The sequence below is a fragment of the Bradyrhizobium lablabi genome, assembly GCF_001440475.1.
Lineage (GTDB): Bacteria > Pseudomonadota > Alphaproteobacteria > Rhizobiales > Xanthobacteraceae > Bradyrhizobium > Bradyrhizobium lablabi.
On the sequence record NZ_LLYB01000122.1, the window covers coordinates 6,687 to 32,981 of the forward strand.

A 26,295-nucleotide genomic window follows, 5' to 3' on the forward strand; every position below is an offset into this window, starting at 1 on the left:
CGTGGCCGAGCTTCACCAGTTCGTCGATCAGCCACGCCACGACGCGTTCGGTGCCGCCATAGAGTTTGGGGGGAATGCTTTCGGCCAGGGGCGCGACCTGCGCGATCCGCATGTTGGTGTCCACCTTCTGCAGTTAAGCTCCGGTCCTGCGCCGGGAGTTGAACGCCTCTCTCCCGCGAGGCGTTCCGCGCGCACGCGGAATTTTCACCGCGCGATCGTCAAACCGGCCGCTGATAGCGCGCGAGGATATCCAGCCAGTCCTCCAGCAGGCGGCTCATCAGGAATTTTTCGCGCACGCTTTCCTTGGCGCGGCGACCGAGGCGCTGGCGCAACGCCGGATCCTTCAGGATCTGCACGATCCGCTTCGCCGCCTGATCCACGCTATCGACCAGGAATCCGTTCTCGCCGTCGACGATCTGCCGGCGGATGCCGCCGACATTGCCGCCGATCACGGCGGCGCCCTTCCACATCGCCTCGGTGACGGTGAGGCCGAACCCCTCGCGGGTCGACTTCTGCAGGATCACGGCGGCGCGGCGCTGCAGCGCATTCACCAGAATTGGATCGTCGACGGCAAGCACGATGATGCCGTCGTCGATCGAGCGCTTGATGTCCTCAAGGATGGTCTCACCCTCGGGATCGTCGCTCGCATTGTTGCCGATCAGGACCAGCGTGCAGTCCACCTCCTTGCGCGCCATGCGGAAGGCTTCGATCACGCCCTTGGGATCCTTCCACACGTCGAACCGCGAGACCTGCGCCACCAGCGGGCGATCGGGCGGAATGCCATGCTGCGTCAGGCAATCGTCAATCTCGGAATCGGACAATTCGACGTTCTTGGCGGAGAACGGATTGATCGCGGGCGTGACGAACAGCTCATCGATGCCGAGGTTCTGGCCATATTCCGGCAACGAGAAGATCGCCGCGTCGTACTGCCCGACGAATTGCTGCAGGTATTTCCATGTCGGCGGATGCGGGGAGGAAAGATCGACATGGCACTGCCAGAACCACGGCATCCGCCGTTCCGCGATGTGGTGCACCAGCGGCAGCGGCTGCGGATCGTGAACGATCACCGCATCGCACTCCTCGACGTGAATTCGTGTGGCGTTCTCGAACACCACCTGCTCGTAGATCTGCCGGTCGACCTCGGGAAAGTCGATGTCGGCGCCCTGCAGCATGTTGTGCAGTTTCTTGGTGCAGCCGAAGAAGGCCGGCGTGCCCTGGATCAGGTGCCAGTCGGTCTCGATGCCGATCGCGTTCATCATCAGCGTCAGCGGGGTGAGAATTTCGGTGACGCCGCCGCCATAGAACGTGGAACTGACATGCGCGACCCGTAGCGTGCCGACCCGCTCGGCTTTCCCGGCTATCCGGTCGGCCGCCTTCCGGCCGATGATCGGCTCATACTGTGCAAGCGAATGCAGGCCGAGCGTCGACCGGTCGATGTCTGGAGCTGCCAGCGACATGGGGCCTCCTCAAGTTTCCACCGCGCTGCCATTCCATCGGCGCCTGACGCCTGGACGGTGCGCGTGTCGTTAACGGCGCTTGCCGGGCTGCGTTCCAGAAGGGGCCATTGTTCGTTCGGCTAGTGGACGGGAAATTGTGGTAAGTGTCGCTGGGATGAACGACTTGTTCATGTGGGCTACGAGCGACCCGCTGTCGTCGTCACCTGAAGAGCAGCCAACCCAGCGGCAGCAGAACGCAGAGCGTCAAAAACACGCCGAGCGAGTGCCGCCCGAATCTCTCCAGCGCTGAAATCTGCGAGGGATCACGATCCGGCTGGCGATCGATCCAGCGGCGGAAGAGATGGATTGGCCAGCCAAAGAGCCAGCCGAGAATCAGGCCGACGAGACGAAGAGCGCCTTCAAGCAAATCCACGGCAGATCACTCTGTTCTCAAGCGATGAGGCAGCCTATCCTAGGTACGATTAACGCTTGATGAGCCGTAGCCCGGATCAGTGCAGCAATTTCCGGGAGCCTTGTTATCCAGATTCCCGCATATCGCTACGCTGATGCGGGCTAGCCCACCGAACGCGAAGGCAATCGTGAACGATCAGAATCCATCCGACGCTTCACCCTTCCAATCCATCCGCGCGATCGACTACACCGTCATAATCGTGCGCGACATGGCTGCGATGCGTCGCTTCTACGAAGACATCCTCCGCTTATCCCTGACGCGTGAATTGTCGGCCGGATGGATCGAATACCAGATCGGCGGCAACACGCTCGCGCTGGCGCGGCCGACCCGGACCGCAAAGGATGCGCCGACGCCCAGGGGGAGCGCGTCGCTGCAGCTTGCGTTCAGGGTTGCCGTTGAGGACGTCGATCGCTGCGCCGACGAATTGATGCGGCACGGCGTCGATCTGCTGGAGCCACCGACCGACCAGAGCTTCGGCCATCGCACGCTGTTCTTCAGGGATCCCGATGGAAACCTGCTGGAGGTGTATGCGGAGATTTAACTGAGACTGACAACTGCCAGACCTCATCCTGAGGAGCCTGCGAAGCAGGCGTCTCGAAGGATGAATGGCACCAGCGGGGCCTCGTGGTTCGAGACGGCNNNNCGCGCCTCCTCACCATGAGGGTTTAANGAGATGTGCGGCGGTCGAGGAGCCTTGTGCTGCCGACTAGCGCTGCGTCACCTAATTCAGCGTCAGCCACACCAGGTTGCAGTCGCTGTGGCAGGTGTTGCAGCGCGCCGGCTGGTTGAAGGTGTTGGCGAGCTGCCATTCCTGCGCTTCGTTGCTCCATTGCGCGGTGGCGTGGCAGATGATGTCGTCGGAACCGCAGGCGGCGCAGACCGGCGTGGCACGGGCTGTGCGATTGACGATCTTCGGCTCGACCGGTTGCGGCTGCGGCCGTTCCGGCGCGATCCGGTCCTGGACGATTTCGAACGGGTTCATCAGCTTGACGCGTCGCAACATCGGTCCTGCATCCATCCGCGAGTTCTGGGATTCGCCGCTTTCAAAACTAGCGAATCGGCTTGGCCGTTCCATCGCAAAATTGCGGAATACCCACGTTTTAAATGTGATCGTCACCAGCGGGACACAGAAGCGGCTTTCCGGAGAGAGGAAGGGTATATTGATGCATCGCAAGACGTTTTCGGGCCGATCGGCATAGGCTCCGTAAATTCCCGGAAGCCACCGCGAGATACCGATGCCAAGCGTCACCTTGCGAAGCCTCACCTTGCGAACCTTCGCCGTACTCGTGTGTCTCGTGCTGCCGCTGCCTGGCGCCGGCAGCAGCGCCGCGCAGACGCTCGATCCGGAGCAGCAGCGCGCCAGGGCGATGCTGGAAGATCTATGCGGGCGATGTCACGCCGTTGGCAAGACCGGCCGCAGCCCGAATCCGCTGGCCCCGGCATTCCGCACGTTCGGCGAAAAACTCTACGATACCGACATGGTGCCGCGGCTGCAGGACGGGCTGACCACCATTCACCGGGAGATGCCGACCTTCCGCTTCAACCGGCACGAGGCTGCCGCCGCGGTGAGCTATCTCAGGGCCATTCAGCGTAGCAGATGAGGCCTTCCGGACGCCCCAAAGCAAAACGGCCCGGCATCGATGCCGGGCCGCGCTGCGCAAGTAGAACTAGTACTTCTTCTTCGTGGCCATTCCGGTCGTTGTCTGATGACCCGGTGCGCTTCCTGAATGGCCCGGGGCCTTCGCCGATTTCTTCTGATGCCCCGGCGCGTATTCCGACGCACCCGGCGCGGTCGATGTCTTGGCCTTCTGCATCTTCTGTCCCGGGGCGACTTCCGAAGAACCCGGGGACTTCGTGCCGGTCTGTGCAAACGCGGCCGTCGTCAGCAGCACGGTCGAAACGATAATCAATTTCTTCAACATTGGTCCCTCCTGTTGCAGGTGACCAAGCAAACGTTCCGCCCGCGCCGGTTGTTCCGTTTTTTCCCGATCGCGCCGCGAGGCTTAATGCAGATGAACAGTCCTTCATCTTCCTCGCCGAGCCTCCGGCCAGACCTCATCCAGAGAAGCGCGTCTTCGCGCGTCTCGAGGGGCGAATGGCACCGGTGGGAGCGCTGCGCGTCTCCTCACACGAGGGGTAGGCGCCTTCGGCCGCTGCGCCAAAACAAAAAGTTTCCCAATCCCTTCAAGCTGATTTGCCCCGTCCAGCCGTGCGGCAAAAAAGAATCTCCTTCGCGCGAGACCCAAATCAGTCCTAGAACTCCCGCCATCCCGGCCCGCAAGAGGGGCGTATCGCGATCGTCACGAACGTTGGGCCGGGCTGCGATGGACGCGACAGCGCCCGGCGCGCGATCAGGAATCGCAGGGCGGGTTTTCCCGTGAGCGATGCCGGCGCGCCAGACGAGCGGCGCATTTGCGTACGGCAAAACCGTGTGGTCCTGGCACCCGTGGCTGGTGTCAAGCCGGCGGAGGTTCGCAAAGCTCAACCGGGCGATGTGAGCCGCCAATTCGCCGGCGACGGAGGCCAGAGGAATTCGGCTCCGGGGAGAGCGCGGCATAAGCCGTAAAACCATTGCGCAGGGAAGGCCGGTTGTTTCGGCTGATACCTGTATGCTCGTGTGCGTTTTTCTTTTGCGCTTGTTGCACACGAGACCGCGGGTGCCAGCCAGCACCCGGTCTTCCCTGCGCCCTCTGATTTTTGGGCGAAGAATTCAAGCACAACTCGGGCGCGGTGCGCCGCGGGACAGCGAAGCTACATCCACGTCATTGCGAGCGCAGCGAAGCAATCCATGCCGCTGCGCAAAAGGAGAGAATGAAATGCCTCGTCGCGGAGCCGGCGCTCCCTTCACCCTCCCCTGGAGGGGGAGGGTCGACGCGCGCGGAGCGCGTGGCGGGGTGGGGTGACGGTCTCTCCTCGCGAACAGTGCCCGAGTTGAGAGATCACCCCACCCCGTCTCGTATTTCGCTGCGCTCATGCGAGCCGACCCTCCCCCTCCAGGGGAGGGTAAGCAAGCCCTTACAACTCCCGCGCATTGGAAAACGCGAACGACGACACTCGCCGCGTGTTCTCGTCCAAAATCAAGGTCCGCGTGATCGGTGGCTCGGCGCGCTGGCTGCAGTTTTCGCGTTCGCAGAGACGGCAGTTGACGCCGATCGGCGTGCCCTCGGCCTTCTCCAGATCCATCCCCGCGGCATAGACGAGTTTCGACGCATGACGGATTTCGCAGCCCAGACCGATCGCAAAACGCGGCTGCGGCTGCGGATGCGGCGCGATCGGCCGGCGCACCATCTGCGCGATCGAGAAATAGCGGGTGCCGTCGGGCAGCTCGATCACCTGCTTGAGCAGGCGGTCCGGCGTGTCGAAGGTCGAATGTACGTTCCACAATGGGCACGTGCCGCCGAACTTCGAGAACGGAAACGTGCCGGAGGAAAACCGCTTGGAGACGTTGCCGGCATTGTCGACGCGGAGCAGGAAGAAAGGCACGCCACGCGCGTTCGGTCGCTGCAGCGTGGTGAGGCGATGGCAGACCTGCTCGAAGCCGGCATTGAAACGCTGCGCCAGCACGTGCACGTCATAGTTCAGCGTTTCCGCCGCGCTATGGAACGGCTGGTAGGGCATCATCACGGCGGCGGCGAAATAATTCGCCAGCGTAATGCGGTAGAGCCGCCGCGGCGTGTCGTCGAGCGGGCCGGCGCGGTTGACGATGGCGTCGATGGCAGCGCCGCATTCGGCCAGGCCAATCTGCAGCGCGAGCTGGAAGGCGCGGCCCGAGCCGTCGACCAGCTCGGAAATCAGGAGCTGCCGACGATGGCGGTCGAACCGCCGCAGCGTCTCGCGCATCACGTCAACCGGCATGATGCGGGTGACGATCGAATGCTTTTCGCGCAGCCGCGCGGCGAGGGCGGCAAACAATTCCTCGGCGGAGACGTTCAGTTCGTCGCGCAGATTTTCCGCGGCCTGTTCGAGCTCGGGGAAATAATTGCGGTTGGCCTCGATCAGGTCGCGCACGCGCTCGATCGGGTTGGCCTCGAACCGCGCGCCCTCATCGCGGTCGGCCATTTGCGCCGCGACCAGCGTCTCGCCGCGGCGGGCTTCGGTGTAGGCCGCATAGAGCCGTTGCAGCGAATGGGTCACGCCGGGGCAGAGTTCCGCGAGGTCGCGCAGTTCCTGCTTCGGCAGGTCGATCTGGCGGAACAGGGGATCGGAGAAGATCTCGTTTAGCTCGGCGAAGAACCTGTCCTCGTCGGCGGTGGCGAGATCGCGCAGATCGAGGTCATAGGTTTCGGCCAGCCGCAGCAGGATCTGCGCCGTCACCGGACGCTGGTTACGCTCTATCAGGTTGATGTAGCTCGGAGAAATGCCCAGGCCCTCGGCGATCTGGGTCTGCGACAGCCCGAGCTGCTGGCGGATCCGCCGAAAGCGGGGCCCGACGAAAAGCTTCTTTCCGGAGTCGGTGGCCATGGCAGGTTCCCTGACCTTGATTGTGACAAAATTTACAAAATTACATCTATTACAAGTTCAGATGTTACATGACATCACCATTCAAAATCAAGAACCCTATACGGAAAAAGGTTTTTCGCGTTTAGCTCTCGGGACGTTTCGCAATGCACTGTCAAGAATGTCGAAGGATCACGCACATGAACTACCAGCCGCGCGGCATCAGCACCCAGGGACCGGCTTCCTATCTCAGCGAGATTGAAGCTGCTCAAGCGCTCCTCAAGACCAAGCCGACCTGGAATGGCGTCACCGCCGAAGCCGTGGCGCGTATGCGGCTGCAGAACCGCTTCAAGACCGGTCTCGACATCGCCCGCTACACTGCGGCGCTGATGCGCGCCGATATGGCGGCCTATGACGCCGATCCCACCAAGTACACCCAGTCGCTGGGTTGCTGGCACGGCTTCATCGCCCAGCAGAAGCTGATCTCGGTCAAGAAGCACTTCGGCGGCAGGACCGATCGCCGCTACCTGTATCTCTCGGGCTGGATGATCGCGGCGCTGCGCTCCGAGTTCGGACCGCTGCCCGACCAGTCGATGCACGAGAAGACCTCGGTGCCGGCGCTGATCGAAGAGCTCTACACCTTCCTGCGTCAGGCGGACTCCCGTGAGCTCAACGATATCTTCCGCGCCATCGACGTCGCCCGCAAGGAAGGCGACAAGGCGAAGGAAAAGGAACTGATCGAAAAGGTGGACAACTTCCAGACCCACGTCGTGCCCGTCATCGCGGATATCGACGCCGGCTTCGGCAACGCGGAAGCGACCTATCTGCTCGCCAAGAAGATGATCGAAGCGGGCGCCTGCGCCCTGCAGATCGAGAATCAGGTCTCCGACGAAAAGCAGTGCGGTCACCAGGACGGCAAGGTGACGGTGCCGCACGAGGTGTTCCTGGCGAAGATCCGGGCCTGCCGCCATGCCTTCCTTGAACTGGGCATCGAAGACGGCGTCGTCGTGACCCGCACCGACTCGCTCGGCGCCGGTCTCACGCAGCAGATCGCCGTGAGCCACAAGCCCGGCGACATCGGCGACCAGTACAACAGCTTCCTGGATTGCGAGGAAGTGACGCCGGCCAATGCCCGGAACGGCGATGTCATCATCAACCGCGACGGCAAGATGATGCGTCCGAAGCGCCTTGCCAGCAATCTCTACCAGTTCCGTCCCGGTACAGGTGAAGATCGCTGCGTGCTCGACAGCATCACTTCGCTGCAGAACGGCGCCGACCTGCTGTGGATCGAGACCGAGAAGCCGCATATCGAGCAGATCGCCAAGATGGTCGACCGTATTCGCAAGGTCGTTCCAAACGCGAAGCTGGCCTATAACAACTCGCCGTCGTTCAACTGGACGATCAACTTCCGTTGGCAGGTGTACGACGCGATGAAGGAAGCCGGCAAGGACGTCAGCAAGTATAACCGCGCCGAACTGATGAAGCCGGAATACGACGATACGCCGCTTGGCATCGAAGCCGACGAGCGCATCCGCACCTTCCAGGCCGATTCAGCCAAGCGCGCTGGCATCTTCCACCACCTGATCACGTTGCCGACCTATCACACGGCAGCTCTGTCGACTGACAATCTCGCGAAGGAGTATTTCGGCGAGCAGGGCATGCTGGGCTATGTGAAGAACGTTCAGCGCCAGGAGATCCGTCAGGGCATCGCCTGCGCCAAGCATCAGAACATGGCCGGCTCCGATATCGGCGACGAGCACAAGGAATATTTCGCAGGTGAAGCTGCCCTGAAGGCGGGCGGCGCCCACAACACGATGAACCAGTTCGGCTAACGCCGGAATCGATCACGCTACTTGGACAACAGGAGACTACCATGACCAAAGGCAGCAATTTCTGGGTGATTGGCGGCGAGTTCGGCTCGATGAACTTCCACAAGCTCGTGGAAGGCTCGGCCCAGGTTCAGGGTCCGTTCAAGACCCGCAAGGAAGCCGAGGACGCCTGGCGCGTCGTGTCGGAAGAGAACCGTCACAAGGCCGGCGTACGCTTCTCCATCGTGGAAGAGCCCTCGCGCATCTCGGCCTGAGCCGCTGCTGCCAATAAGCTTTAAGGGAAACGCCCCAAGGACAGGCGGCCCCATCCGGAAAACCGGGTGGGGCCGTTTGCGCTTGAGAAGCGGGTCTGCGCTCTCCTCCCTCTCCCCGCGCTTGCTGGGAGAGGGCCGGGGTGAGGGGCTCTCGCCGCAGGGGATAACGCTAGACGGATAACCCATTGAAAACAAACAACCATTGCGCAAGGCATGGTTACTGCTAGGTTAAGCTCAGGCTACTCCCCTTCAGGATAAAGGCGGCTCCCGATGTCAAACGCGCAAAATACCGGCAACGAAGCCCGAGATATGCGACCGACCAGGCTGCGCGATGCGCTGCGCCAGGCCCGCATCGAAGCCGCCGACCGCACCGGCGTCGTGGTCGAACTGCGCGATGCCGAGGTCGCCCGGCTCGAGATCCTGAACGAGGCGCTCGATCCGCTGTTTGCCGAGGTGCCGGAGCAGATCGACCTGTTCGATCGCGGCGTCAGCCAGGGCGAGACGCCGCGGCTGTGGATCGATGTGGTCGCGCATATCGTGATGGGGCGAGACAAGCGCATCTACCGGTTCGTGCAGGACACGCGCTTCGGCCGCATCGTGATCGCCGAGTCGCATGATGTGCCCGTGATCGTCGACGCCGTCACCGGCTATGTCGCGCGGCGCATGATCGAACGCGAGCATGCGATGGTGGCAACGCCCGCCGCTGCCGAGCCGGTCGTGGAGAAAAAGCCGCGCGGGCGCGGCTTCGGCATGTTCGTGCTCGGTTTCGTGCTCGGCGCGGTGGCGCTGTTCGGACTGGCGCTGTATGCGAGCCTGAAGAACTTCTAGGCAGGGCCGTTGGCTCGGGGCATTCGGGGGCATCGTGGCAGCGACAACTTCGCCGGTACCATTCGTCATCCTGCTGGCCGCCGCGCTGTTCGGAATGTCCTGGCTCTACGGCAAGTGGCGCACGCTGCGCCGCGCCGAATTCATCCGCACCTTCCGCTGGCCGCGCGGGCTGCTCGAACGGCTGGAGAAGCACCACCCCGGATTTGAGCGCAAGGACAGCGCGCTGGTCTCGCGCGGCCTGCGGCAATTTTTCCTCGCCTATCTCATGAGCGGTAAGCGCTACGTCTCGATGCCCTCGCAGGTCGCCGACGATCTCTGGCACGAATTCATCCTGTACACGCGCGACTATGACGCGTTCTGCCGCCGCGCCTTCGGCGGCTTCCTCCACCACACACCCGCCGTCGTCCTCAGCGAGCACCAAGAGCAATGAAGGTCTGCGCCGGGTCTGGTGGTATTGCTGCAAATACGAGAACATCGATCCGGTCCGCCCGACGCGCCTGCCGCTGTTGTTTGCGCTCGACAGCAAGCTCAAGGTCGCAAACGGCTTCGTCTATCACCCCGACTGCGACGAGCTGCGCAAGAACGGCAGCGGCGCCGCGTATTGCGGCGGCGATTTTGCCGATGGCTCGGTCGACGGCAGCACCGATGGGTTCGGCGATACCGGCAGTGACTCAGGAGGCGATAGCGGAGGCGACGGCGGCGATGGAGGCGGCGGCTGCGGCGGGGATTGAGGATTCGCCCCTGAAGAACCTAGAGCAGCGTCGCCTGCTTGATCTGCTTGACGCGGAAGTCGGCGTCGACGGCGCGCACCGTCTGCACGCAGCGCCATTTTTCGCCGTCGCGCGCGATCGTAAACAGGTTGTAGGCCGCGGCCGGATAATGCCGATGCGGCAGGGCGGAGGCCGACGGCACGCCGACTGCGGGGATCTGGCGGTCGGCGCCCTCGATCCACATCGTCGAATGGATGTGGTCATGGCCGTGCAGGACCAGTTCGGCGCCATGCCGCTTCAGCACGGCACGCAGCGCCTTCGAGTCGGTCAGCCGCTTCATGCGCGACGTCGAATTCAGGGGGTGATGGACCAGCAGCACCCGGAATGCCTCGTCAGGCCGCAACTGCGCGAGCTGGCGGTCGAGCGCATCGAGTTGCGCGCGGCCGAGCCGGCCGGTCGCCATCAACGGCAGCGTCGGCACCGCCGAGGAGACGCCGATCAGCGCCAGCGGGCCGCGCCGGCGCAGGAACGGAAACGACGCGCCGTCCGCGGCATCGCCGCGCAGATATTGCTCGAACGTGCCGGTGAAATGATGCCGCGTCGCCCGCACATAGGCGTCGTGATTGCCGGGAACCACGGTCACCTGTTGCGGCGTGCCGACGCTTTCGAGCCAGGCCTGGGCCGGGGTGAATTCCGCCTCCAGCGCCAGGTTGACGAGATCGCCGGTCACCGCAATGTGGTCCGGCCGCTGCGCCTGCATGTCGGCAACCAGTGCGTCCAGCACCTCGCGGCGGTGATATTTGTGGCGGTTGCGGGTCCAATTGAGATAACCGAGCGCGCGCTTGCCCGCGAGATCGCGAAGCCGCGCCGCGGGCAGCGGCGGCAGATGGGGATCGGACAGATGCGCCAGCGTGAAGGTATCGGTCATTCGCGCTGCGCCGCATTCCCTGTGATATAGAGCCGTCGCACGATCATGTCGGCGATATAAGGATCAAACGTGACACCTGTCCATCCGAGGTTTGCGTGACGGCGCTGCAGTACCTGCGAAAACGCCTGGGGCCGCCATTGCGCCGCGTATTTCATCTGTATTGGCGGATGGCCCGCGGCATGACGCTCGGGGTCCGCGGCGTCGTGCTCGACGGCGACAACAGAGTGTTCCTGGTCAGGCACAGCTATGTCGCCGGCTGGCACCTGCCGGGCGGCGGGGTCGAGGTCGGCGAAACCTTCCTCGAAGCCTTGCAAAGGGAGCTGGTGGAAGAGGGGCAGATCGAGCTGACCGGGGAGCCGCTGCTGCACGGCCTGTTTTTCAACGGCCACGTCTCCCGCCGCGACCATGTCGCGGTGTATGTCGTCAGGCAGTTCCGGCAAGACCGCTTGCCCGAGCCCAATCATGAGATCGTCGAGTGCGGGTTCTATGATGCCGGTGCGCTGCCGGCGGAGACGACCAGGGGTACGCGGCTCCGGATCGCCGAAGTGCTCGACGGCGCGACACGGATTGCGACCTGGCGCTGATGCAGGGACCGGTTGTTGCTTCGTGCGCTTGCAGCGCCTAGAAGCTGACAAACGGGGGGCGGCGTGGGCAGGATGAAAATCTTCAGGCTTCTCTGCGGCATTGGCCTGCTCGCGGTGCTGGCGAGCAATGTCTGGACGATGTCGCGCTGGAGCGAAAGCCGCGGGGTCTATGACGACGTCTGCTATCTCAGGCAGGCGCATCTGTTCCAGAAACACGGCCTCGGCGGCATCGATACCAACATCATTTTCGACGACGACGACTATCTCAAGAACAAGCTGAAGGCGATCGGCTACGCGGAATGGAACGTCGTGGCGCGGATACCCTGCCACACCTTCATTCCAGCCGCGGACAAGTACGTGATGCAATACCCGCCGGGCACCGGGTTCGCGCTGGCGCTGTTTCGCGAGGGATTCCAGGTGATCCCTCTCTACCTGCTGGCCAACGCGACGATCCTTGCCTTCGCGCTGCTTGCATTGTTTCGCGCACGCGATCAGGCCTCGCTGGCGCTGGCGGCGATATTCGGTTTCGCCGCGCTCTATTTGATGATCAACCCGAGCAAGGCGAGCTATTCGGTGCCGCCGACCATGATGGTGTGCGCGGCTGCGGGATTCCTGACGGCGAGGTATTTCGTTGAAGGACTGCAGCGCAAACTGCTGCTGATCGCGCTGGTGGGATTGCTGATCGGTCTCTCCGTCAATTTCCGCCTCCCCAACCTGCTTCTCGCCGCGGGCTATTGCTTCTATCTTGCCGGCGCGTTCCTGCTGGCGCGCAGCAGGGAGACGTTCCTGCAGGGGGCCTCGTTCGGTATTGCTTTCCTGATCGGGATGGCGCCGACCCTGATCGCGAACGCGATCAATGCGGGTAGTCCGTTCTCGACCACCTATGGCGGCGTCGATGTTGCGCCGCCCGAACTGAATGCAGGCGTCCTGTTAAGCTATCTTGTTGACGTTCAATTCACCTTGCTCGCGATATCGGCCGCCTGGACGGCCTGGCTCTGGCGCTTCGATCAGGGCCGCTGCCGACAGATCGCGCTTCTGGTCGCCGTAAACCTTGCGGTAAACCTGATATTCTTCATGACCCATCCGATTTTTACGCCATATTATATTATTCCCATCGAGATGATTTCCCTCTGGACCTTGCTGTTCGCCACGCTCGACCTGCGCGGCGAACGGGCCGCTGATCGTGCGGCCTTCCCTCAACCGGCCAGTGCCTGATTGCGGTATGACGCGCCATGGACGGAATTAATTCGGTGAGCGTGCAATGACGGGATCGGGCTTGCGGATTGCGGTTCTGGTGCCGTGCTATAATGAGGAGGCCGCGGTTGCGACCGTGGTCTCGGATTTCCGCGACGCGCTGCCGACCGCTCAGATTTTCGTCTACGACAACAATTCCAGGGACCGCACCATCGAGGTCGCGCGCGCCGCCGGCGCCATCGTGCGCAGCGAGCGCCGCCAGGGCAAGGGACATGTGGTGCGGCGCATGTTCGCCGACATCGATGCCGACGTCTATGTGCTGGTCGATGGCGACGCGACCTACGATGCGCCGAGCGCGCCGCGTATGATCGATAAGCTGATCAACGAACGCCTCGATATGGTGGTGGGTTTTCGCGTCGATCAATCGGTCGCCGCCTATCGGCCCGGCCACCGTACCGGCAACTGGATGCTGACGAGTTTCCTGTCCGCGGTGTTCGGCCAGGCGTTCAAGGATATCCTGTCCGGCTACCGCGTGTTCTCGCGCCGCTTCGTCAAATCCTTTCCGGTGCTATCGGACGGTTTCGAGATCGAAACCGAACTCAGCGTGCACGCGCTCGAACTGGCGCTGCCGGTGATGGAGGTCGAGACGCCCTATTATGCCCGTCCCGAGGGATCGTTCAGCAAGCTCAACACCTGGGGCGACGGTTTCCGGATTCTCGGCACCATCCTGAAGCTCTACCGGTCGGAAAAGCCGCTGCGGTTCTTCACGCTGATCGGCGTGTTCCTGATGCTGGTCTCAGTCGGCCTCGCGATTCCCATCATCATCACCTTTCTCGAAGAGGGTGTGGTGCCCCGGTTTCCGACCGCGATACTGTCGACGGGCTTGATGATTGTGGCGGTGCTGTCGATCTCGTCGGGGCTGGTGCTTGATACGGTGACGCGCGGTCGCCGGGAAATGAAGCTTTTGGCCTATCTGTCCCAGCCCGCGACCGGCAAGGATTGAGGCAATACGGCGATTGCCGCTTCCAGCGATGGACCGCGCCGCCGCCAGATGCTATCCCGCGCCCCATCATGAGCGAACTTGACGTCACCATCCTGGCCGAAACACCAAAGGACGCGCAAGCGATCGAACGCCTGCACGAGCGCACCTTCGGTCCCGGCCGCTTCGTGCTGAGCGCCTACCGTCTGCGCGAGCATGTCGATCACCTGCTGGACCTCTCATTCACGGCGCGGATCGGCACATTGCTGGTCGGCTCGGTGCGCCAGTTGCCGATCTGTATCGGCGACACGCCGGCCTTGATGCTCGGGCCGTTGACGGTCGAGCCGCCGTTCCGGAAGCGCGGCGTCGGCCGCATGCTGCTTGACCGCTCGCTGCAGGACGCCAAGGCCAAGGGCCATCGGCTGATCATTCTGGTCGGCGACGAGCCCTATTACAGCCGCGTCGGCTTCAAGGTCATACCGAAGGGGCGGGCGACCATGCCGGGCCCGGTCGATTACAGCCGCCTCTTGGTGGCTGAACTCGTCGAAGGTGCCTTCGAGGGTGTATCCGGCGAGATCCGCCCCGACTGGAGCAAGGCGCGATAGCGCTGCCGGCGAAGCGGCGCGTCATTGTCGGAAAAGTCGCCGCCTTTTGGTGCCGGCCACCGGCTTCGACGCGGAGCCCGCGCTTCCGGCTGCCTGCTGCAGTTCGTGCCGAAACTCCTCACGCTTCTCGTGGATGGAAGCAACGACCAGCCCCATCGCCACCCCCAGGCCGATCAGGGCTGCTTCCGATAACAGCAGGCTTGCCTCGATGGTTTCCGGCACGGCGTCGGTAACGCCAATTCCATAGAGATGTCGCGCGTGGTCGGCGTCGCGCGCACGAGAAACGATCAGTACGTCCTTCCGCAGCGCGCGAACCTGCGCAACGATTTCGTCGATGCCTTCAGCTTCGTTGATCGTGACGATGACGGCGGCGGCCTCCATGAGGCCGCAGCTCTTCAGAAACTCCGGGTTTGTCGCATCACCGTAGAAGACAGTACGGCCCCGCCTGCGCTGCTCCGGAACGGCCGCGGCATCGTTGTCGACGGCAGTGTATTTGAACTGATGGCGATCGAGCATCGCGCAGACGACCTGTCCAACCCGGCCATGTCCGACGACAATGGCATGGCCGCTCCCGCCGCTTGGTGCGACGGTGAGTTCAGGATCAAGCGGTTTGTCCTCGCGCACCATCGGTGCCAGCCGCCGCGCGACATGAGAAAGCGCAGGGGTGAGCATCATGGTCAGCGTGGTCAGCGCGACGGCGAAACTCGATACATTGGCGTCGATCAAGCCAAGGGTCGTGGCCATCCCGATACCGACAAAGGCGAACTCGCCGCCGGGACCAAGCAGCAGGCCGACCTCGATCGAAGCCGGCCACGAGAGGCGAAACATCCGGGCCAGAAAAACGAGGATGCTGGATTTTACGACAATCAGCCCGGCCGCACCTGCAATCAGCCAGACCGGATCGCGCGTAATCTGACTAAAATCGATGTTCATGCCGACCGTGAAGAAGAACAGGCCGAGCAAGAGGCCCCTGAAGGGATCGATCGCAGTCTCGATCGCCTTGCGGAATTCCGTCTCGGCCAGCAACAGGCCTGCGACAAAGGCGCCAAGCGCCATGGAGAAGCCGACCAGGGCGGCGACTACCCCGGTCGCGACGATCACGAACAGCGTCGTGGCGACGAACAGGTCGCTCATGCCGACCGATGCCACGAGACGGAACAGGGGACGCATCACCACGCGGCCAACAACGACGATCACGCCAAGCGCGATGGCGGCGTTGGTCAGCGCGAGCGCCAGGGTGGCGATCACCGAACCGGAGTCTTGCGCGCCAAAGATCGAGATGAAAAGCAGAAGAGGGGCGACTGCCAGGTCCTGCGCCAGCAGGACCGCGAAACTCGCCCGGCCCGCGCTTGTATTGAGCCGCTTCTGCCTGGAAAGAATCTCGACGACAATGGCGGTCGAGGACAAGGCGAGACACGCACCGAGGATGAGCGCTACCGGGGCCTTGCTGCCCGCCAGCGCGGCGACGAGGCCGATCACCGCCGTCGAGAAGATGATCTGCAGGCTGCCCAAGCCGAAAATCAGGCGGTGCATCGCCTTCAACCGGTCGTAGGACAACTCCATGCCGATGAGAAAGAGCAGGAACACAACGCCGAGATTCGCAATGCCCGAGACGTTTACCGGGTCGACGATGGTAAACCAGTAGAGAAGCGGAAACCTGTCGATGAATGATCCCAGCCCAAGAGGCCCCAGGATCGCGCCGGCTCCGAGATAGCCGAGAACAGGGTTGAAGCCGAACCGCCGCACCAATGGAATGACGACGCCCGCGGTGCCGAGCAGAACGAGCGCGTCGCTGTAGACGTGAACATTGATGGACGAAGTCATCTATTCCTTGTGCACTCGCTTCCAGGGGGCAAGGGACGTCTGAGATTGCGCCTGGCATCTCGCGTCATCCCACCAGCGACGTTAGCTGGTACCACCAGCTAACGCCACCCCGCGGACCGCTGCACGCGCGGACTTCAAAACTTGAGGTTGGCAAACGCCCGCACGCCGATGCCCGGCAACAGGACCTGATCCTTGGTGTAGGACACCGAATTGCGGATGTTCTCGTTCAAGAGGTTGTTGCCGACGAGCCCGACCGTCATTTCCCGCGCACCGAACCAGGACGGATCGAGCTTCGTCCTGTAGCTGACCTCCGCCTTCAAGAGGTTATAGCCCGCCGTCGGCGTCTCGCCGATCGGGGCGATGTCGTTCTGCGCGAAGGCGTGCAGCAGGTTGATCCGCGTGAGCCAGTTGGCGTCGCGCCAGAACAGACCGCCGCCCACGCGCACCGGCGGGATGCGCGGGACATTGGTGCCGTCGCTGAAGGTCGCGCGCACGACGTCGAATTGATTCTCGATGCCCCAGATGCCGCCGTTGAGTGGGCCTATGTCCAACTGACTCTGGAACTCGCCGCCGCGGAAGGTGGCGTCGCGTTGCGAATAGATCGCCTGGTTCAACTCGAGCGGCGCAGCCGGATCGGCGGGGCCGACACAGGCGACATCTTCGCAGGTGTTGCCCGTGAGGCGACGGAAAATGAAGCCATTGAATTTGGTGTAGTAGGCGGTTGCTTCGAATCGGAAGGGCCCGGTCGCGCGTCGTAATCCGATCTCGATCGATTTTGCGGTTTCGATGCCGAGGTTGGGATTGCCGATATCGAACGTGGCGGTCGCATCGTGCGGTCCGCGCGAAAACAATTCCGCCGGCTTGGGCGCGCGCTCGACGTATTGAGCGGTGATGCTTGCGACCAGTTGGCCTGGAAGATCCTGGATCAAGCCGATGCTCGCGCTCTTCGGCGTGAAGCTTAGATTGCGCGCTGTAGGCGGGCCGATATCGCCGGGATTGGCATTGAGGTCGAACAGCTCTGGAATAAATGCCGGCGTCGTTCCGCTGAGATTGACATGCTCGATACGGCCGGCGATCTGCGCTTTGGTTGAGTCAGTGAACTTAAACTCGTTGAAGACGTAGCCGGCGACCCTGTTATTCTTGTTAGGATCAAACAACCCATTGAGGGGGCTAGTTGGATCGTCCGGACTCGGCGCCGTCAGTTCCTGATGCCCGGCCTGAAGGCCGAATGCCGTCGTGACGGCGGCAAAGCGCGCATTGAACGGCGTCATCTGGACCTCGACGCGCCCTTCTTGCTCCTTGTTGGTAAAGGTCTGCCGAACGCCCAATGACGAGAGGTCGGCCGGATCGGCGAGACCGATCTCGTTGTGCTTGTAATCGGTGGCGCCGGCCCAGAAACGTACCGCGTCGATCGCCGCCGCGTCCGGCCTGTATTCGCCCTTGGCCGTGAATTTGGTCTGACGCGCGTCGATGCGGGTCTGGTGATCGGCGCCATCGATGCCGGGAATCCGATAGAGCGTGTCGTTCTGCGTGATCGCCGCGCCGATAAATCCGCCATGGAAGATGTAGGAGCCGCCAATCGATGCACCACTCGCCTGCATCGCCGAATTCGGCTGCCGGCCGTTGACCGGACGGGTCTGGTCGAACAAATACGGATAGCTCGGAATGCTGTAATCGCTGGCCTTGCGGCCATAGGCGTCGGCATGAACAGCGAAATTGCCACCGCCGGCATCGATCAGGATGCCGCTATCGACACCGCGGTCGACGGAACTGACGGCCGTTCGGGTTTCGACCGTAACGCAGGAAGGTGATCCCACGTTTGCGAGCGGCGCTTTCGCCGGCAGTCCGTAGGTCTGGAACGGTGTGGCCGCACATGAAGGCAGCGCGTCCGGGATGCGATTGTTGGTTGCGCTGACGACGCCGCCGATCGATGTCGATCCGTAGCGCATTGCCGCCGGACCACGGATGACTTCGACCTGGTTTGTCGCCAGTGGATCGACCGGCACGAAATGGTCTTCGCCGAGATCGGAGGCGCCGCCAGCGTTGGTGCCGTTCTCGACGATGCCGACGCGATTGACGTCGAGGCCCCGGATGATCGGCCGGCTCGAGGCACCGGGCGCGAAGGTTGAGCCGGTAATGCCGGGCTTCGAGAACAGGAGATCGCCAAGCTGGGCGGTGCCTTGGCGGCGGATCTCCTCGTTGGGTACGACGGTGACGGTCGCGAACTGGTCGGTGACTACGGGCAGCACACCTTGTTGGGGCGTGGGCGCAGCGGGAGCGGCCTGCGGCTCCGGCGCGCGTTCGCGATTTTGGCCCGGCGCGGCGCGGGCAACGCGTGTCGGCGTTCGTGAGGGCACTGCCGGCTTACGCCGCACGATTGGGCTCGGCGCGGTCACGGTGATTTCAGGCAGTGGTGTCGATGCTGGTGGCGTGGCCTGTGATGTGCCTTGGGCCAGCGCCCCGTCGGCCGTCGCGCATAGCAACAGCCAGCTTGCTCCACCGAAATGGAACGCTCGTCTCTTCCTGGATGTCATTGTCCCGATCCTGATCCCGTCGACATGCGACGGATCGATTCCGATTTTCCCTCGGCGGATCGGCCGCGCGGCGCGGCGATCCCCCTGGGAAGTGCATCAATCAATCGAGTTCAGGAGGCAGGAGGCGCGCGGGACTGGAACGCGGGATGAAGCGAGCCGAGATGCGCGAACTCGGCGCCGGTGGTCAGGTGCAGGAGTTCGACCGCTTCCGGCAGTTTCAGCAGCGGCGGCGAGGCGAACAGAAAATTGTTGGCCAGCGAAAGGACGGCGCAGACCGCGCAGAGATTGGCCGTGTGCTGGTCGTCGTCGTGGTCAGCGGGCTGTTGCGGCTGCGCGGCATCGGAATGCACGTCTTGCCCGGCGAGGGTCGCAGCAATCGCGAGATCGGCGTCGGCCAGCCCGCTCTGAACGGCCGGCGCCGCCTGCGCGGCGGCGGTTCCGTGAAAATGCCCGAACGACAGCGCAAACTGGACCGCGAGCGCAAACAGCGCGAGCCGCGAGCCATGCTTGATGTGCTTCCGGAACCAGTTCAAGACGTACGCCTTCCCCCGAGCGGCCGAGCCTTCCCCAAGGCGTCTCGGCTACCGATGTTATATTATAACATCGGAAGGCTCAGGCGATGTCAACCGCAGGTGCGGGCGGGCTTCAGCGAAACGACGATCATTGTGTGATTGATGCAACGATGCAGCCTGCGATGGCTGCGCTCACCGTCCCTCGCGCACCCAGGTCGCCGCAAAGGCGCCGAGCAGCAGCAACAGCCCCACAAGCCCGGCGAACATCGGCAGCACGCCGACGCCCTTGACGACGCTGGCGTCGCGCATCTTCACGCCCATCCAGCCGTCGCCGTGGAAGATGCCGGAGGCACGGACCGGCACGACGCGGGGGAGATCGACGCTTCCGCCATCGGCCACGCGGCGTGAATCGCCGCCGGTGGCCTGCACCAGCGGCTTGAGCATCTCGGTCGTCGAAGTGACTTCCGAAAATTCCTTCGGGTTGGTGGGCCCGACATTGATCAGCGCTTTCAGCGCGCCGTCGGTCGCCTGCCACAGGCCGAGCTCGTTGGCGGGAAGGGTAGAGCGCCAGGTGCCGGGCTCGCTCGCCGTCAGCGTGAGTTCCTTCGTGGCGCCGCTCGGCGAGGTCACCGTCACCGGCGGCACGTTGTCGGCCATGGTCTGGCGCAGCACCACGAGGTCCTTGCCCTGGATCTGCAGGCGCAGCGCTTCCTCGTCCAGATCCGGCTGCTTCATCAGCCAGTGCGAGGTCCGCCGCAACAGATCCAGATGCGGTCCACCGCCCTCGTAGCCGCGCGCCCACAGCCAGATGTGATCCGACAGGAGCAGCGCGACGCGGCCTTCGCCGAAACGCGACAGCAACAGTAGCGGCTTGCCGTCGGCGCCGGTCATGACGGGCGCGCCGATCGCGTTGCGCGTATCGACGGTACGGAAGAAGCGGCTCCAGCGCGGCGGTTCGCTGGCGGAGCCTTCGAGGCCGCGCGTTACCGGATGGCGCTTACCGGCGTCGCTCAAGTGCGCGTAGAACGGTTTTTCGGTGACGCCGACCGGCTCGGCCGGCAACACCGTGTCCAGCGGCGTGCGCCAGATGCTGGTCGTGGAGGCGTAATCGGGGCCGGCCGACACCAGCACCGCGCCGCCGGCGCGGACATAGCGTGCGATGTTGTCGAAATAGGCGATCGGCAGCACGCCCTGGCGGGCGTAGCGGTCGAAAATGATCAACTGGAATTCGTTGATCTTCTGCTGGAACAGTTCACGGGTCGGAAACGCGATCAGCGACAATTCGTTGATCGGCGTGCCGTCCTGTTTCTCCGGCGGGCGCAGAATCGTGAAATGCACGAGGTCGATGCTGGCGTCCGACTTCAGGAGATTGCGCCAGGTGCGTTCGCCGGAATGCGGTTCACCGGATACCAGCAGCACGCGCAGCTTGTCGCGCACGCCTTCGATCGCGACCACGGCGCGGTTGTTGACCAGCGTCAGTTCGTTGTCGAGCGGTGAAGCCTCGATCTCGACGATGTTCGCCCCGGCGTGCTTGATGTCGACCTCGACATTGGCGGTCTGGCCGCTGACGAGATTGCGTTCGCTGATGACCTCGCCATCGCGGCGCACCACGATCTTGGTGCGCTGGCCGGTGACCCCCTGGTCGTCGAGCCGATAGGTGATGGTCTGGGCCTGGCCAACGATGCCGAAGCGCGGGGCGGCCGAAATCGCAATGCGGCGGTCGCGCTCGTCCTTGCGCCCGGTGACGAGCGCATGCACCGGCGCCTGGAAGCCGAGCGCCGCGGCGTTGGCGGGAATGTCATGGACGCGGCCGTCGGTGATCAGGAACGCGCCGGCGACGCGGTCGACCGGAACGTCCGACAGCGCCGAGGACAGCGCGCCGAACAATTTGGTGCCGTCGGTTTCGCCGTCGGCCTGTCCGGCGTCGACGACGCGCACTTCCAGCCCCTTGATCTTCTTCAGCGTGTCGACGAGGGCTTCCTGCGCCTTCGCGGTCTCCTGGTTGCGGGTGCCGAAGTTCTGGCTCGGGCTCTTGTCGACCACGATCGCCGCGACCGAGGACAACGGCTCACGGTCCTCGCGCGTGAAGGAGGGATTGGCGAGCGCGAGCAGGATCAGCGCCAGTGCCGCGACGCGCACGGCGGCGCCGCGCGCGCGGCCGAGCAGCAACAACGCCGCGATCGCGACGATCGCGGCCAGTGCGATCCAGATCACGATGGTCGGAACGAGGGGCGTGAACGCGATACCGTACTGCATGCTCTATTGCCCCAACCGTTCGATCAGGGCGGGTGCATGGACCTGATCGGCCTTGTAATTGCCGGTCAGGGTGTACATCACGATGTTGACGCCTGAGCGGAAGGCGAATTCGCGCTGCCGCGGCTCGTTCGGCGTCAGCGGCAGCATCGGCTGTCCGTCGGGGCGATGCGCCCAGGCGCCGGCGAGATCGTTCGAGGTGATGATGATGGGCGACACGCCGTCGCCGCCGCGCGCCGGGCGCGAGGCCGCGTCGTCGTCATCCTCGCGCGGCAGGGTCTCGACCCAGGTCTGGCCCGAGGTGAAGCGGCCGGGGAAGTCGCGCAGCAGGTAAAACGTCTTGGTCAGCACGTGCTCGCGCGGTACCGGCTCCAGTTCGGGGACGTCGAGGGAGGAGAGAATTTCCCGCAAGGTGCGCATGCCCGGCGTCTGCGACGCGCCGTTCTCGCCGGGCGGTGCCTCGACGGCATCGCGGGTGTCGAACAGCACCGTGCCGCCCTGCTTCATGTAGGCGTCGATGCGGTTGATGGCATCCTGCGGCGGCTTCGGTGCGCCCGGCACCACCGGCCAGTAGATCAGCGGAAAGAATGCCAGTTCGTCGCGCGCGGGATCGACGCCGACGGGGTCGCCGGCTTCCAGCGCCGTGCGCTGTGCCAGGAACAGGGTCAGCCCGGCCATACCGGCCTTGACGATGGAATCGACGTCGGCATTTCCGGTGACGACGTAGGCAAGGCGCGTCTGCGACACCGACTTGATGGCGAAATCATCGTTGCCCTGGGCGCGCGTCGGCGAAGGCGCGATCGGGGCCGCGGCCAGGATCGCAGCCAGCAGAACCGTGGCAGCCGCCGTACGTCGTCGCCACAGCGCGGCAAGGCCCGCGCCCAGCATTGCGACCACGACTGCGTCGATCAGGAACAGTACCAGCGACGAGGACAGTAGGATGCCGCGCAGATCGCGCGGTTCGGCGTTGGTGTAGCTGGCGCGCTGCGCGCGCAAGGAAGCTGTATCGAGTGGCGCGATGCGATCGGCCGCGGCCAGCGTGTTGACCGCGATCGGACCGTCGGCCGGGCCGTAGAAGCCCGGCGGATGCTCCGCCGTGGCGCGGTCGCGATAATCCGCCGGCATCGGTTTCGCCGTCGAGGGCGGCGGTCCGAAGGCGCCGAAACCGTCGAGGGTGCGCAGCGGCGCCACCGTCTCGACATTGGTCGCCTCGCTCGCAACGCCCGCACCGGGCTTTGCCGTGTAGCCGGACATGTCGACCAGCCGCCGCAACATCTCGACGAAGCTGCCGGACATCGGCAGGTCCGACCAGCGCGAGTCGGCGCCGACATGGAACAGGCTGACGATGCCTCTGCCGCGATGCTCGCCGGTCACCAGCGGCGTTCCGTCTTCCAGCGAGGCCCAGGTCTTGGTGGCGAGCACCGCATCCGGCTCGGCCAGAACCTGCCGGTTCACGGTGATGTCCTTCGGAACAGCGAGGCCGGAGAAGGGGCCATCGGCGGCGAAGGACGCCAGATGCTGCGGCTTCTCCCAGGTCAGGCTGCCGCCGAGGATACGGCCGCCGCGACGCAGTTTCACCGGCACCAGATCGTCATCGGCCTGCGCCAGGCGGGGACCTGCGAAACGCACCAGCACGCCGCCCTGATCGATCCATGCATTCAGCCGTTCCCGGATTTCCGGCGACAGCGTGCCGACATCGGCGAGCACGATCATCGGCAATCGCTGATCGAGGAATTGCGCGATCACCTGCTGCGCCGCACCGCGGTCGCCGAGCCGCACGTCGGCGAACGGCGACAACGCGCGCGTCAGATAGAAGGTCGATGCCAGTAGCGGCTGGGCGGTATCGCTGGTCGCGCCGGTGACGACGCCTACCGCGCGCCGTCGCCAACGCTTGTCGAGCAGTTGCACGGCGCCGGCCGATCGCTCGCCCGATATTTCCAGCCGCGAAATGTCGTTGCGCAGCTCGACCGGCAGATCGAACGCGGCTTCGCTCTCGCGATCCTGCATGCCGAAAGCGTAGCGCGCCTCGCCGATCGGCGAGCCCTTGGCGTCGATCGCGCGGACCACGCCGCCCGCGACGCCGCCGGTAGTGCGCAGCACCTTGACCGTCATCTTTGCCGCGGCGTTTTCGGCGGCGACCAGCGCCTGCGCCGGGGCTGCGCCACCCTCGAACACCGTCAGCTTGCGGTCGCCGAGGGTTTTCGCGAGATTTTCGACGAATTCAGTGCCGCGTCCGGTGTCGACGCCGTCGGACAGCCACGCGATCTCGGCGTCGCCGGTGGCTTTGAGGAAGCGGTCGAGCGAGCCGAGCGTATCGACGCGGTCGACCGAATAAGGCTTTGGTGAAATCTGGCGCAGCGCGACGCGCGCGGTGCCGGCCGGCATCAGCGTGATGTCGCGTGCGGGCTCGGAGAGCGGCACCAGCGCGACGCCGCGGCGATCGTTGTCGGCGTTGGCGATCAACTCATCGGCGGCCTTGACCCGCGTGTCCCAGCTTGCGGCTGCGCCCCAGCCGTCGTCGAGCAGGATTACCAATGGCGCATTGCTGCCGCCGACGCCGGTCTGCGGATTCCAGATTGGGCCTGCGGCGGCAAGAATGACCAGCGCAGCCGCGGCGAGGCGCAGCAAGGTCAGCCACCATGGCGTCCGCGATGGTGTCTCTTCCTTCGGCTTGATGTCGAACAACAGCCGGGTCGGCGGAAATTCGATCCGCCGCGGCCGCGGCGGCATCACGCGCAATAGCCACCACAATACCGGCAGGCTCAACAGGCCCAGCAGCAGCAGCGGTTGCGCAAAGGTTAGGGGGAGCCCTGCGATCATGCGCTACGCCCCGCCTTGACGGTTGAGCCGCGCACATTGCCCTTGGCTGCCATCATGCCCGAATGCAGGAACAGCAGGAGCTCGGCGGCGGAACGGTTGGTGGTGTGGGTCGAGAACAGCCAGTCGAGCCGGTTGGTCTCGCTGCGGATCTCGTCGCGATGCAGGGCGACCCGCGCGACATAGTCGCTGGCCCAGCTCTCGGCGCGGCCGGCGGTGATGACGCCAAAACCTTCCGGCTCGACGAATTCGACCCGGCCGGCATAGGGAAAGGTTTCCTCGGCGGGATCGACCACCTGGATCAGCGTGCCATGCGCACCGGAGGCGGACAGCCCCGCAAGCATCGTCCTGATTTCGCTCATCGGCGACCAGAAGTCGGACAGCACGACAATTTCGGCCAGCGCCGACGGCACGAAGGACGGCGGCAGGCTGGCGCGCGCCGTATCGTCGTGCAGCATCACCTGTGCCATCTTGTCGATCACGTTGCGGCTCGCGGTCGGATTCATCAGGCCGGGAATGCCGACGCGCTCGCCGCCCGAGACCAGCAGTTCGGCGAGCGCAAAGGTCACGATCAGGCCGCGCTCCAGCTTGCTGTCGCGCGCGCCCTTGGAGGCAAAGGCCATCGACGGCGAACGGTCGGGCCACACCCACACGGTATGGGCGGCCTCCCACTCCTGCTCGCGGACATAAAGATGATCGTCGCGCGCCGAGCGGCGCCAGTCGACGTTCTGCGACGGCTCGCCGGAGACGAAGCGGCGGTATTGCCAAAAGCTCTCGCCGGCGCCGGCGCGCCGCCTGCCATGCAGGCCATGGATCACGTTGGCGGCGATGCGGCGGGCTTCGAGCACGAGACGGGGAAGCGAAGCGGCGAGCGTTCGGCTTTCGCCATCGGCACGTCGGATTGCTAGAAGCTCCCTGGTCTCGTGACTGGTCTCTGCGGCCATCAACCGATCCGCGTCTTCAATTGCCTGATTACGTCGGGAATGGTGCGGCCTTCCGCGCGCGCCGAGAAGGTCAACGCCATGCGGTGCTTGAGAATGGGCTCGGCGAGATCGAGCACGTCGTCGATCGAGGGGGCGAGGCGGCCGTCGAGCAGCGCGCGGGCGCGGACCGCCAGCATCAGCGACTGGCTGGCGCGCGGACCCGGTCCCCAGGCGATCAGCTTGTCGCTGCCGTCTTCCGGATTAGGACGCGCGGCGCGCACCAGCGACAGGATCGCCTCGACCACGCTGTCGCCGACCGGCAGGCGCCGTACCAGCCGCTGCGCCGCGATCAGGATTTCCGCGTCCATCGCGGCCTTGGCGAGCGTCTCTTCGGCGCCAGTGGTTTCGAACAGGATGCGGCGCTCGGCGTCACGGTCGGGGTAGTCGACGTCGATCTCCATCAGGAAGCGGTCGAGCTGCGCTTCGGGCAGCGGGTAGGTGCCCTCCTGCTCCAGCGGATTTTGCGTGGCCAGCACGTGGAACGGTTTTGGAAGATCATGCCGTGCGCCTGCAACGGTGATGTGCTGTTCCTGCATGGCTTGCAGCAGCGCCGATTGCGTACGCGGGCTGGCGCGGTTGATTTCGTCGGCCATCAGGAGCTGCGCAAACACCGGTCCGGCGATGAAGCGGAACGACCGTTTGCCGGTATTGCTCTCGTCCAGTACCTCGGCGCCCAGAATATCCGACGGCATCAGGTCCGGAGTGAACTGGATGCGCTTGGCGTCCAGCCCGAGCGTGATGCCCAGGGTTTCGACGAGCTTGGTCTTGGCGAGGCCAGGAACACCGATCAGAAGGGCGTGGCCGCCGGATAGGATCGTCACCAAGGTGTTTTCGATCACCCGGTCCTGGCCGAAAATGACGGTGGAGATAGCCTCTTTCGCGGCGCGAATCTGGCCGGCGACCTGCTCCGCCGACCGGACGATCGCGTCCTCGAGTTTCTCGACACCGTCTGCACTCGCCATGTCTTTCTCTCCTTCAACCGTCCAACCGCTTCATGACAGCGCTGGTTGCGTCGTCATGCCACGAACCTCATGCTAAACCTGTGCAAAGGCCATGCATTCGTTGAATTAAACTATCCCCACATTATCGGTATTTCGGGGTATGAACTGCATCACG

General features: G+C 64.1%; 22 protein-coding genes and 2 pseudogenes. 10 read left to right on the forward strand and 14 right to left on the reverse strand.

Annotated features, from left to right (window positions below):
- From CQ14_RS47245 to CQ14_RS33655, 3 genes and pseudogenes are all read right to left on the reverse strand, one after another.
- Positions 1-112: pseudogene (locus CQ14_RS47245) on the reverse strand (glycosyltransferase family 4 protein); the annotation flags it as partial.
- Between the two features lie 106 nt (positions 113-218).
- Positions 219-1,457 carry a glycosyltransferase gene (locus tag CQ14_RS33650; RefSeq protein ID WP_057862069.1) on the reverse strand — a complete coding sequence of 413 codons (1,239 nt, stop codon included), beginning with the start codon at positions 1,455-1,457 and terminating at the stop codon, positions 219-221.
- A 199-nt stretch (positions 1,458-1,656) separates the two neighbouring features.
- Positions 1,657-1,869: a hypothetical protein gene (locus CQ14_RS33655; protein WP_057862070.1), complete on the reverse strand. Its 213-nt coding sequence runs from the start codon at positions 1,867-1,869 to the stop codon at positions 1,657-1,659.
- 133 nt (positions 1,870-2,002) lie between these two features.
- Here CQ14_RS33655 and CQ14_RS33660 point away from each other — a divergent pair, with 133 nt between their 5' ends.
- Complete coding sequence (locus tag CQ14_RS33660) at positions 2,003-2,449, forward strand: VOC family protein (protein WP_057862071.1); 447 nt, start codon at positions 2,003-2,005, stop codon at positions 2,447-2,449.
- Between the two features lie 180 nt (positions 2,450-2,629).
- Here CQ14_RS33660 and CQ14_RS33665 read toward each other — a convergent pair whose 3' ends face one another.
- Positions 2,630-2,911 carry a hypothetical protein gene (locus tag CQ14_RS33665; protein ID WP_156435747.1) on the reverse strand — a complete coding sequence of 94 codons (282 nt, stop codon included), beginning with the start codon at positions 2,909-2,911 and terminating at the stop codon, positions 2,630-2,632.
- Positions 2,912-3,143: 232 nt separating this feature from the next.
- Here CQ14_RS33665 and CQ14_RS33670 point away from each other — a divergent pair, with 232 nt between their 5' ends.
- Positions 3,144-3,509 carry a hypothetical protein gene (locus CQ14_RS33670; RefSeq protein WP_057862073.1) on the forward strand — a complete coding sequence of 122 codons (366 nt, stop codon included), beginning with the start codon at positions 3,144-3,146 and terminating at the stop codon, positions 3,507-3,509.
- A 66-nt stretch (positions 3,510-3,575) separates the two neighbouring features.
- On the opposite strand, the gene CQ14_RS33675 is transcribed toward CQ14_RS33670, so the two are convergent.
- Complete coding sequence (locus CQ14_RS33675; RefSeq protein WP_245320737.1) at positions 3,576-3,830, reverse strand: hypothetical protein; 255 nt, start codon at positions 3,828-3,830, stop codon at positions 3,576-3,578.
- A gap of 1,093 nt (positions 3,831-4,923) precedes the next feature.
- A complete protein-coding gene (locus CQ14_RS33680) occupies positions 4,924-6,369 on the reverse strand; it encodes a helix-turn-helix domain-containing protein (protein WP_057862074.1) in 1,446 nt (481 codons plus the stop codon).
- 176 nt (positions 6,370-6,545) lie between these two features.
- On the opposite strand from CQ14_RS33680, the gene CQ14_RS33685 reads away from it, so the two are divergent.
- The 4 genes and pseudogenes from CQ14_RS33685 (at position 6,546) to CQ14_RS48595 (ending at position 9,987) form a co-directional block, all read left to right on the forward strand.
- A complete protein-coding gene (locus tag CQ14_RS33685; protein WP_057862075.1) occupies positions 6,546-8,177 on the forward strand; it encodes an isocitrate lyase in 1,632 nt (543 codons plus the stop codon).
- A gap of 41 nt (positions 8,178-8,218) precedes the next feature.
- On the forward strand, positions 8,219-8,428 hold the full coding sequence (locus CQ14_RS33690; RefSeq protein WP_057838336.1) for a DUF4170 domain-containing protein: 210 nt from the start codon (positions 8,219-8,221) through the stop codon (positions 8,426-8,428).
- 270 nt (positions 8,429-8,698) lie between these two features.
- A complete protein-coding gene (locus tag CQ14_RS33695) occupies positions 8,699-9,256 on the forward strand; it encodes a hypothetical protein (RefSeq protein WP_057862076.1) in 558 nt (185 codons plus the stop codon).
- 94 nt (positions 9,257-9,350) lie between these two features.
- Positions 9,351-9,987 (forward strand): annotated as a pseudogene (locus tag CQ14_RS48595) (glycine-rich domain-containing protein).
- A 19-nt stretch (positions 9,988-10,006) separates the two neighbouring features.
- Here CQ14_RS48595 and CQ14_RS33705 read toward each other — a convergent pair.
- Positions 10,007-10,894: a metallophosphoesterase family protein gene (locus CQ14_RS33705; protein ID WP_057862077.1), complete on the reverse strand. Its 888-nt coding sequence runs from the start codon at positions 10,892-10,894 to the stop codon at positions 10,007-10,009.
- Positions 10,895-10,989: 95 nt separating this feature from the next.
- On the opposite strand from CQ14_RS33705, the gene CQ14_RS33710 reads away from it, so the two are divergent.
- From CQ14_RS33710 to CQ14_RS33725, 4 genes are all read left to right on the forward strand, one after another.
- Positions 10,990-11,478 carry an NUDIX domain-containing protein gene (locus CQ14_RS33710; RefSeq protein ID WP_057862078.1) on the forward strand — a complete coding sequence of 163 codons (489 nt, stop codon included), beginning with the start codon at positions 10,990-10,992 and terminating at the stop codon, positions 11,476-11,478.
- A 72-nt stretch (positions 11,479-11,550) separates the two neighbouring features.
- Positions 11,551-12,693, forward strand: coding sequence for a hypothetical protein (locus CQ14_RS33715; RefSeq protein ID WP_057862079.1), 1,143 nt, complete (start codon positions 11,551-11,553; stop codon positions 12,691-12,693).
- Positions 12,694-12,739: 46 nt separating this feature from the next.
- Positions 12,740-13,675, forward strand: a complete 936-nt coding sequence (locus tag CQ14_RS33720) for a glycosyltransferase family 2 protein (RefSeq protein ID WP_057862080.1) — start codon at positions 12,740-12,742, stop codon at positions 13,673-13,675.
- Positions 13,676-13,743: 68 nt separating this feature from the next.
- On the forward strand, positions 13,744-14,256 hold the full coding sequence (locus CQ14_RS33725; RefSeq protein WP_057862081.1) for a GNAT family N-acetyltransferase: 513 nt from the start codon (positions 13,744-13,746) through the stop codon (positions 14,254-14,256).
- Between the two features lie 21 nt (positions 14,257-14,277).
- Here CQ14_RS33725 and CQ14_RS33730 read toward each other — a convergent pair whose 3' ends face one another.
- From CQ14_RS33730 to CQ14_RS33760, 7 genes are all read right to left on the reverse strand, one after another.
- Complete coding sequence (locus CQ14_RS33730) at positions 14,278-16,080, reverse strand: cation:proton antiporter domain-containing protein (RefSeq protein ID WP_057862082.1); 1,803 nt, start codon at positions 16,078-16,080, stop codon at positions 14,278-14,280.
- A gap of 134 nt (positions 16,081-16,214) precedes the next feature.
- On the reverse strand, positions 16,215-18,614 hold the full coding sequence (locus CQ14_RS33735) for a TonB-dependent receptor (protein ID WP_057862083.1): 2,400 nt from the start codon (positions 18,612-18,614) through the stop codon (positions 16,215-16,217).
- A gap of 110 nt (positions 18,615-18,724) precedes the next feature.
- Complete coding sequence (locus CQ14_RS33740; RefSeq protein ID WP_057862084.1) at positions 18,725-19,147, reverse strand: DUF2946 family protein; 423 nt, start codon at positions 19,145-19,147, stop codon at positions 18,725-18,727.
- Positions 19,148-19,318: 171 nt separating this feature from the next.
- Positions 19,319-21,382 carry a hypothetical protein gene (locus tag CQ14_RS33745; protein ID WP_057862085.1) on the reverse strand — a complete coding sequence of 688 codons (2,064 nt, stop codon included), beginning with the start codon at positions 21,380-21,382 and terminating at the stop codon, positions 19,319-19,321.
- A 3-nt stretch (positions 21,383-21,385) separates the two neighbouring features.
- Entirely contained in the window at positions 21,386-24,196 is a 2,811-nt protein-coding gene (locus CQ14_RS33750) for a DUF4159 domain-containing protein (RefSeq protein ID WP_057862113.1), read from the reverse strand.
- Entirely contained in the window at positions 24,196-25,140 is a 945-nt protein-coding gene (locus CQ14_RS33755; protein ID WP_057862086.1) for a DUF58 domain-containing protein, read from the reverse strand. Before CQ14_RS33755 ends, CQ14_RS33750 begins: the two co-directional genes overlap by 1 nt.
- The gene (locus CQ14_RS33760; protein WP_057862087.1) at positions 25,140-26,141 is read right to left on the reverse strand and encodes an AAA family ATPase; all 1,002 of its coding nucleotides are present in this window, start codon (positions 26,139-26,141) and stop codon (positions 25,140-25,142) included. The genes CQ14_RS33755 and CQ14_RS33760 overlap by 1 nt, the downstream gene beginning before the upstream one ends.
- Positions 26,142-26,295: the final 154 nt, after the last annotated feature.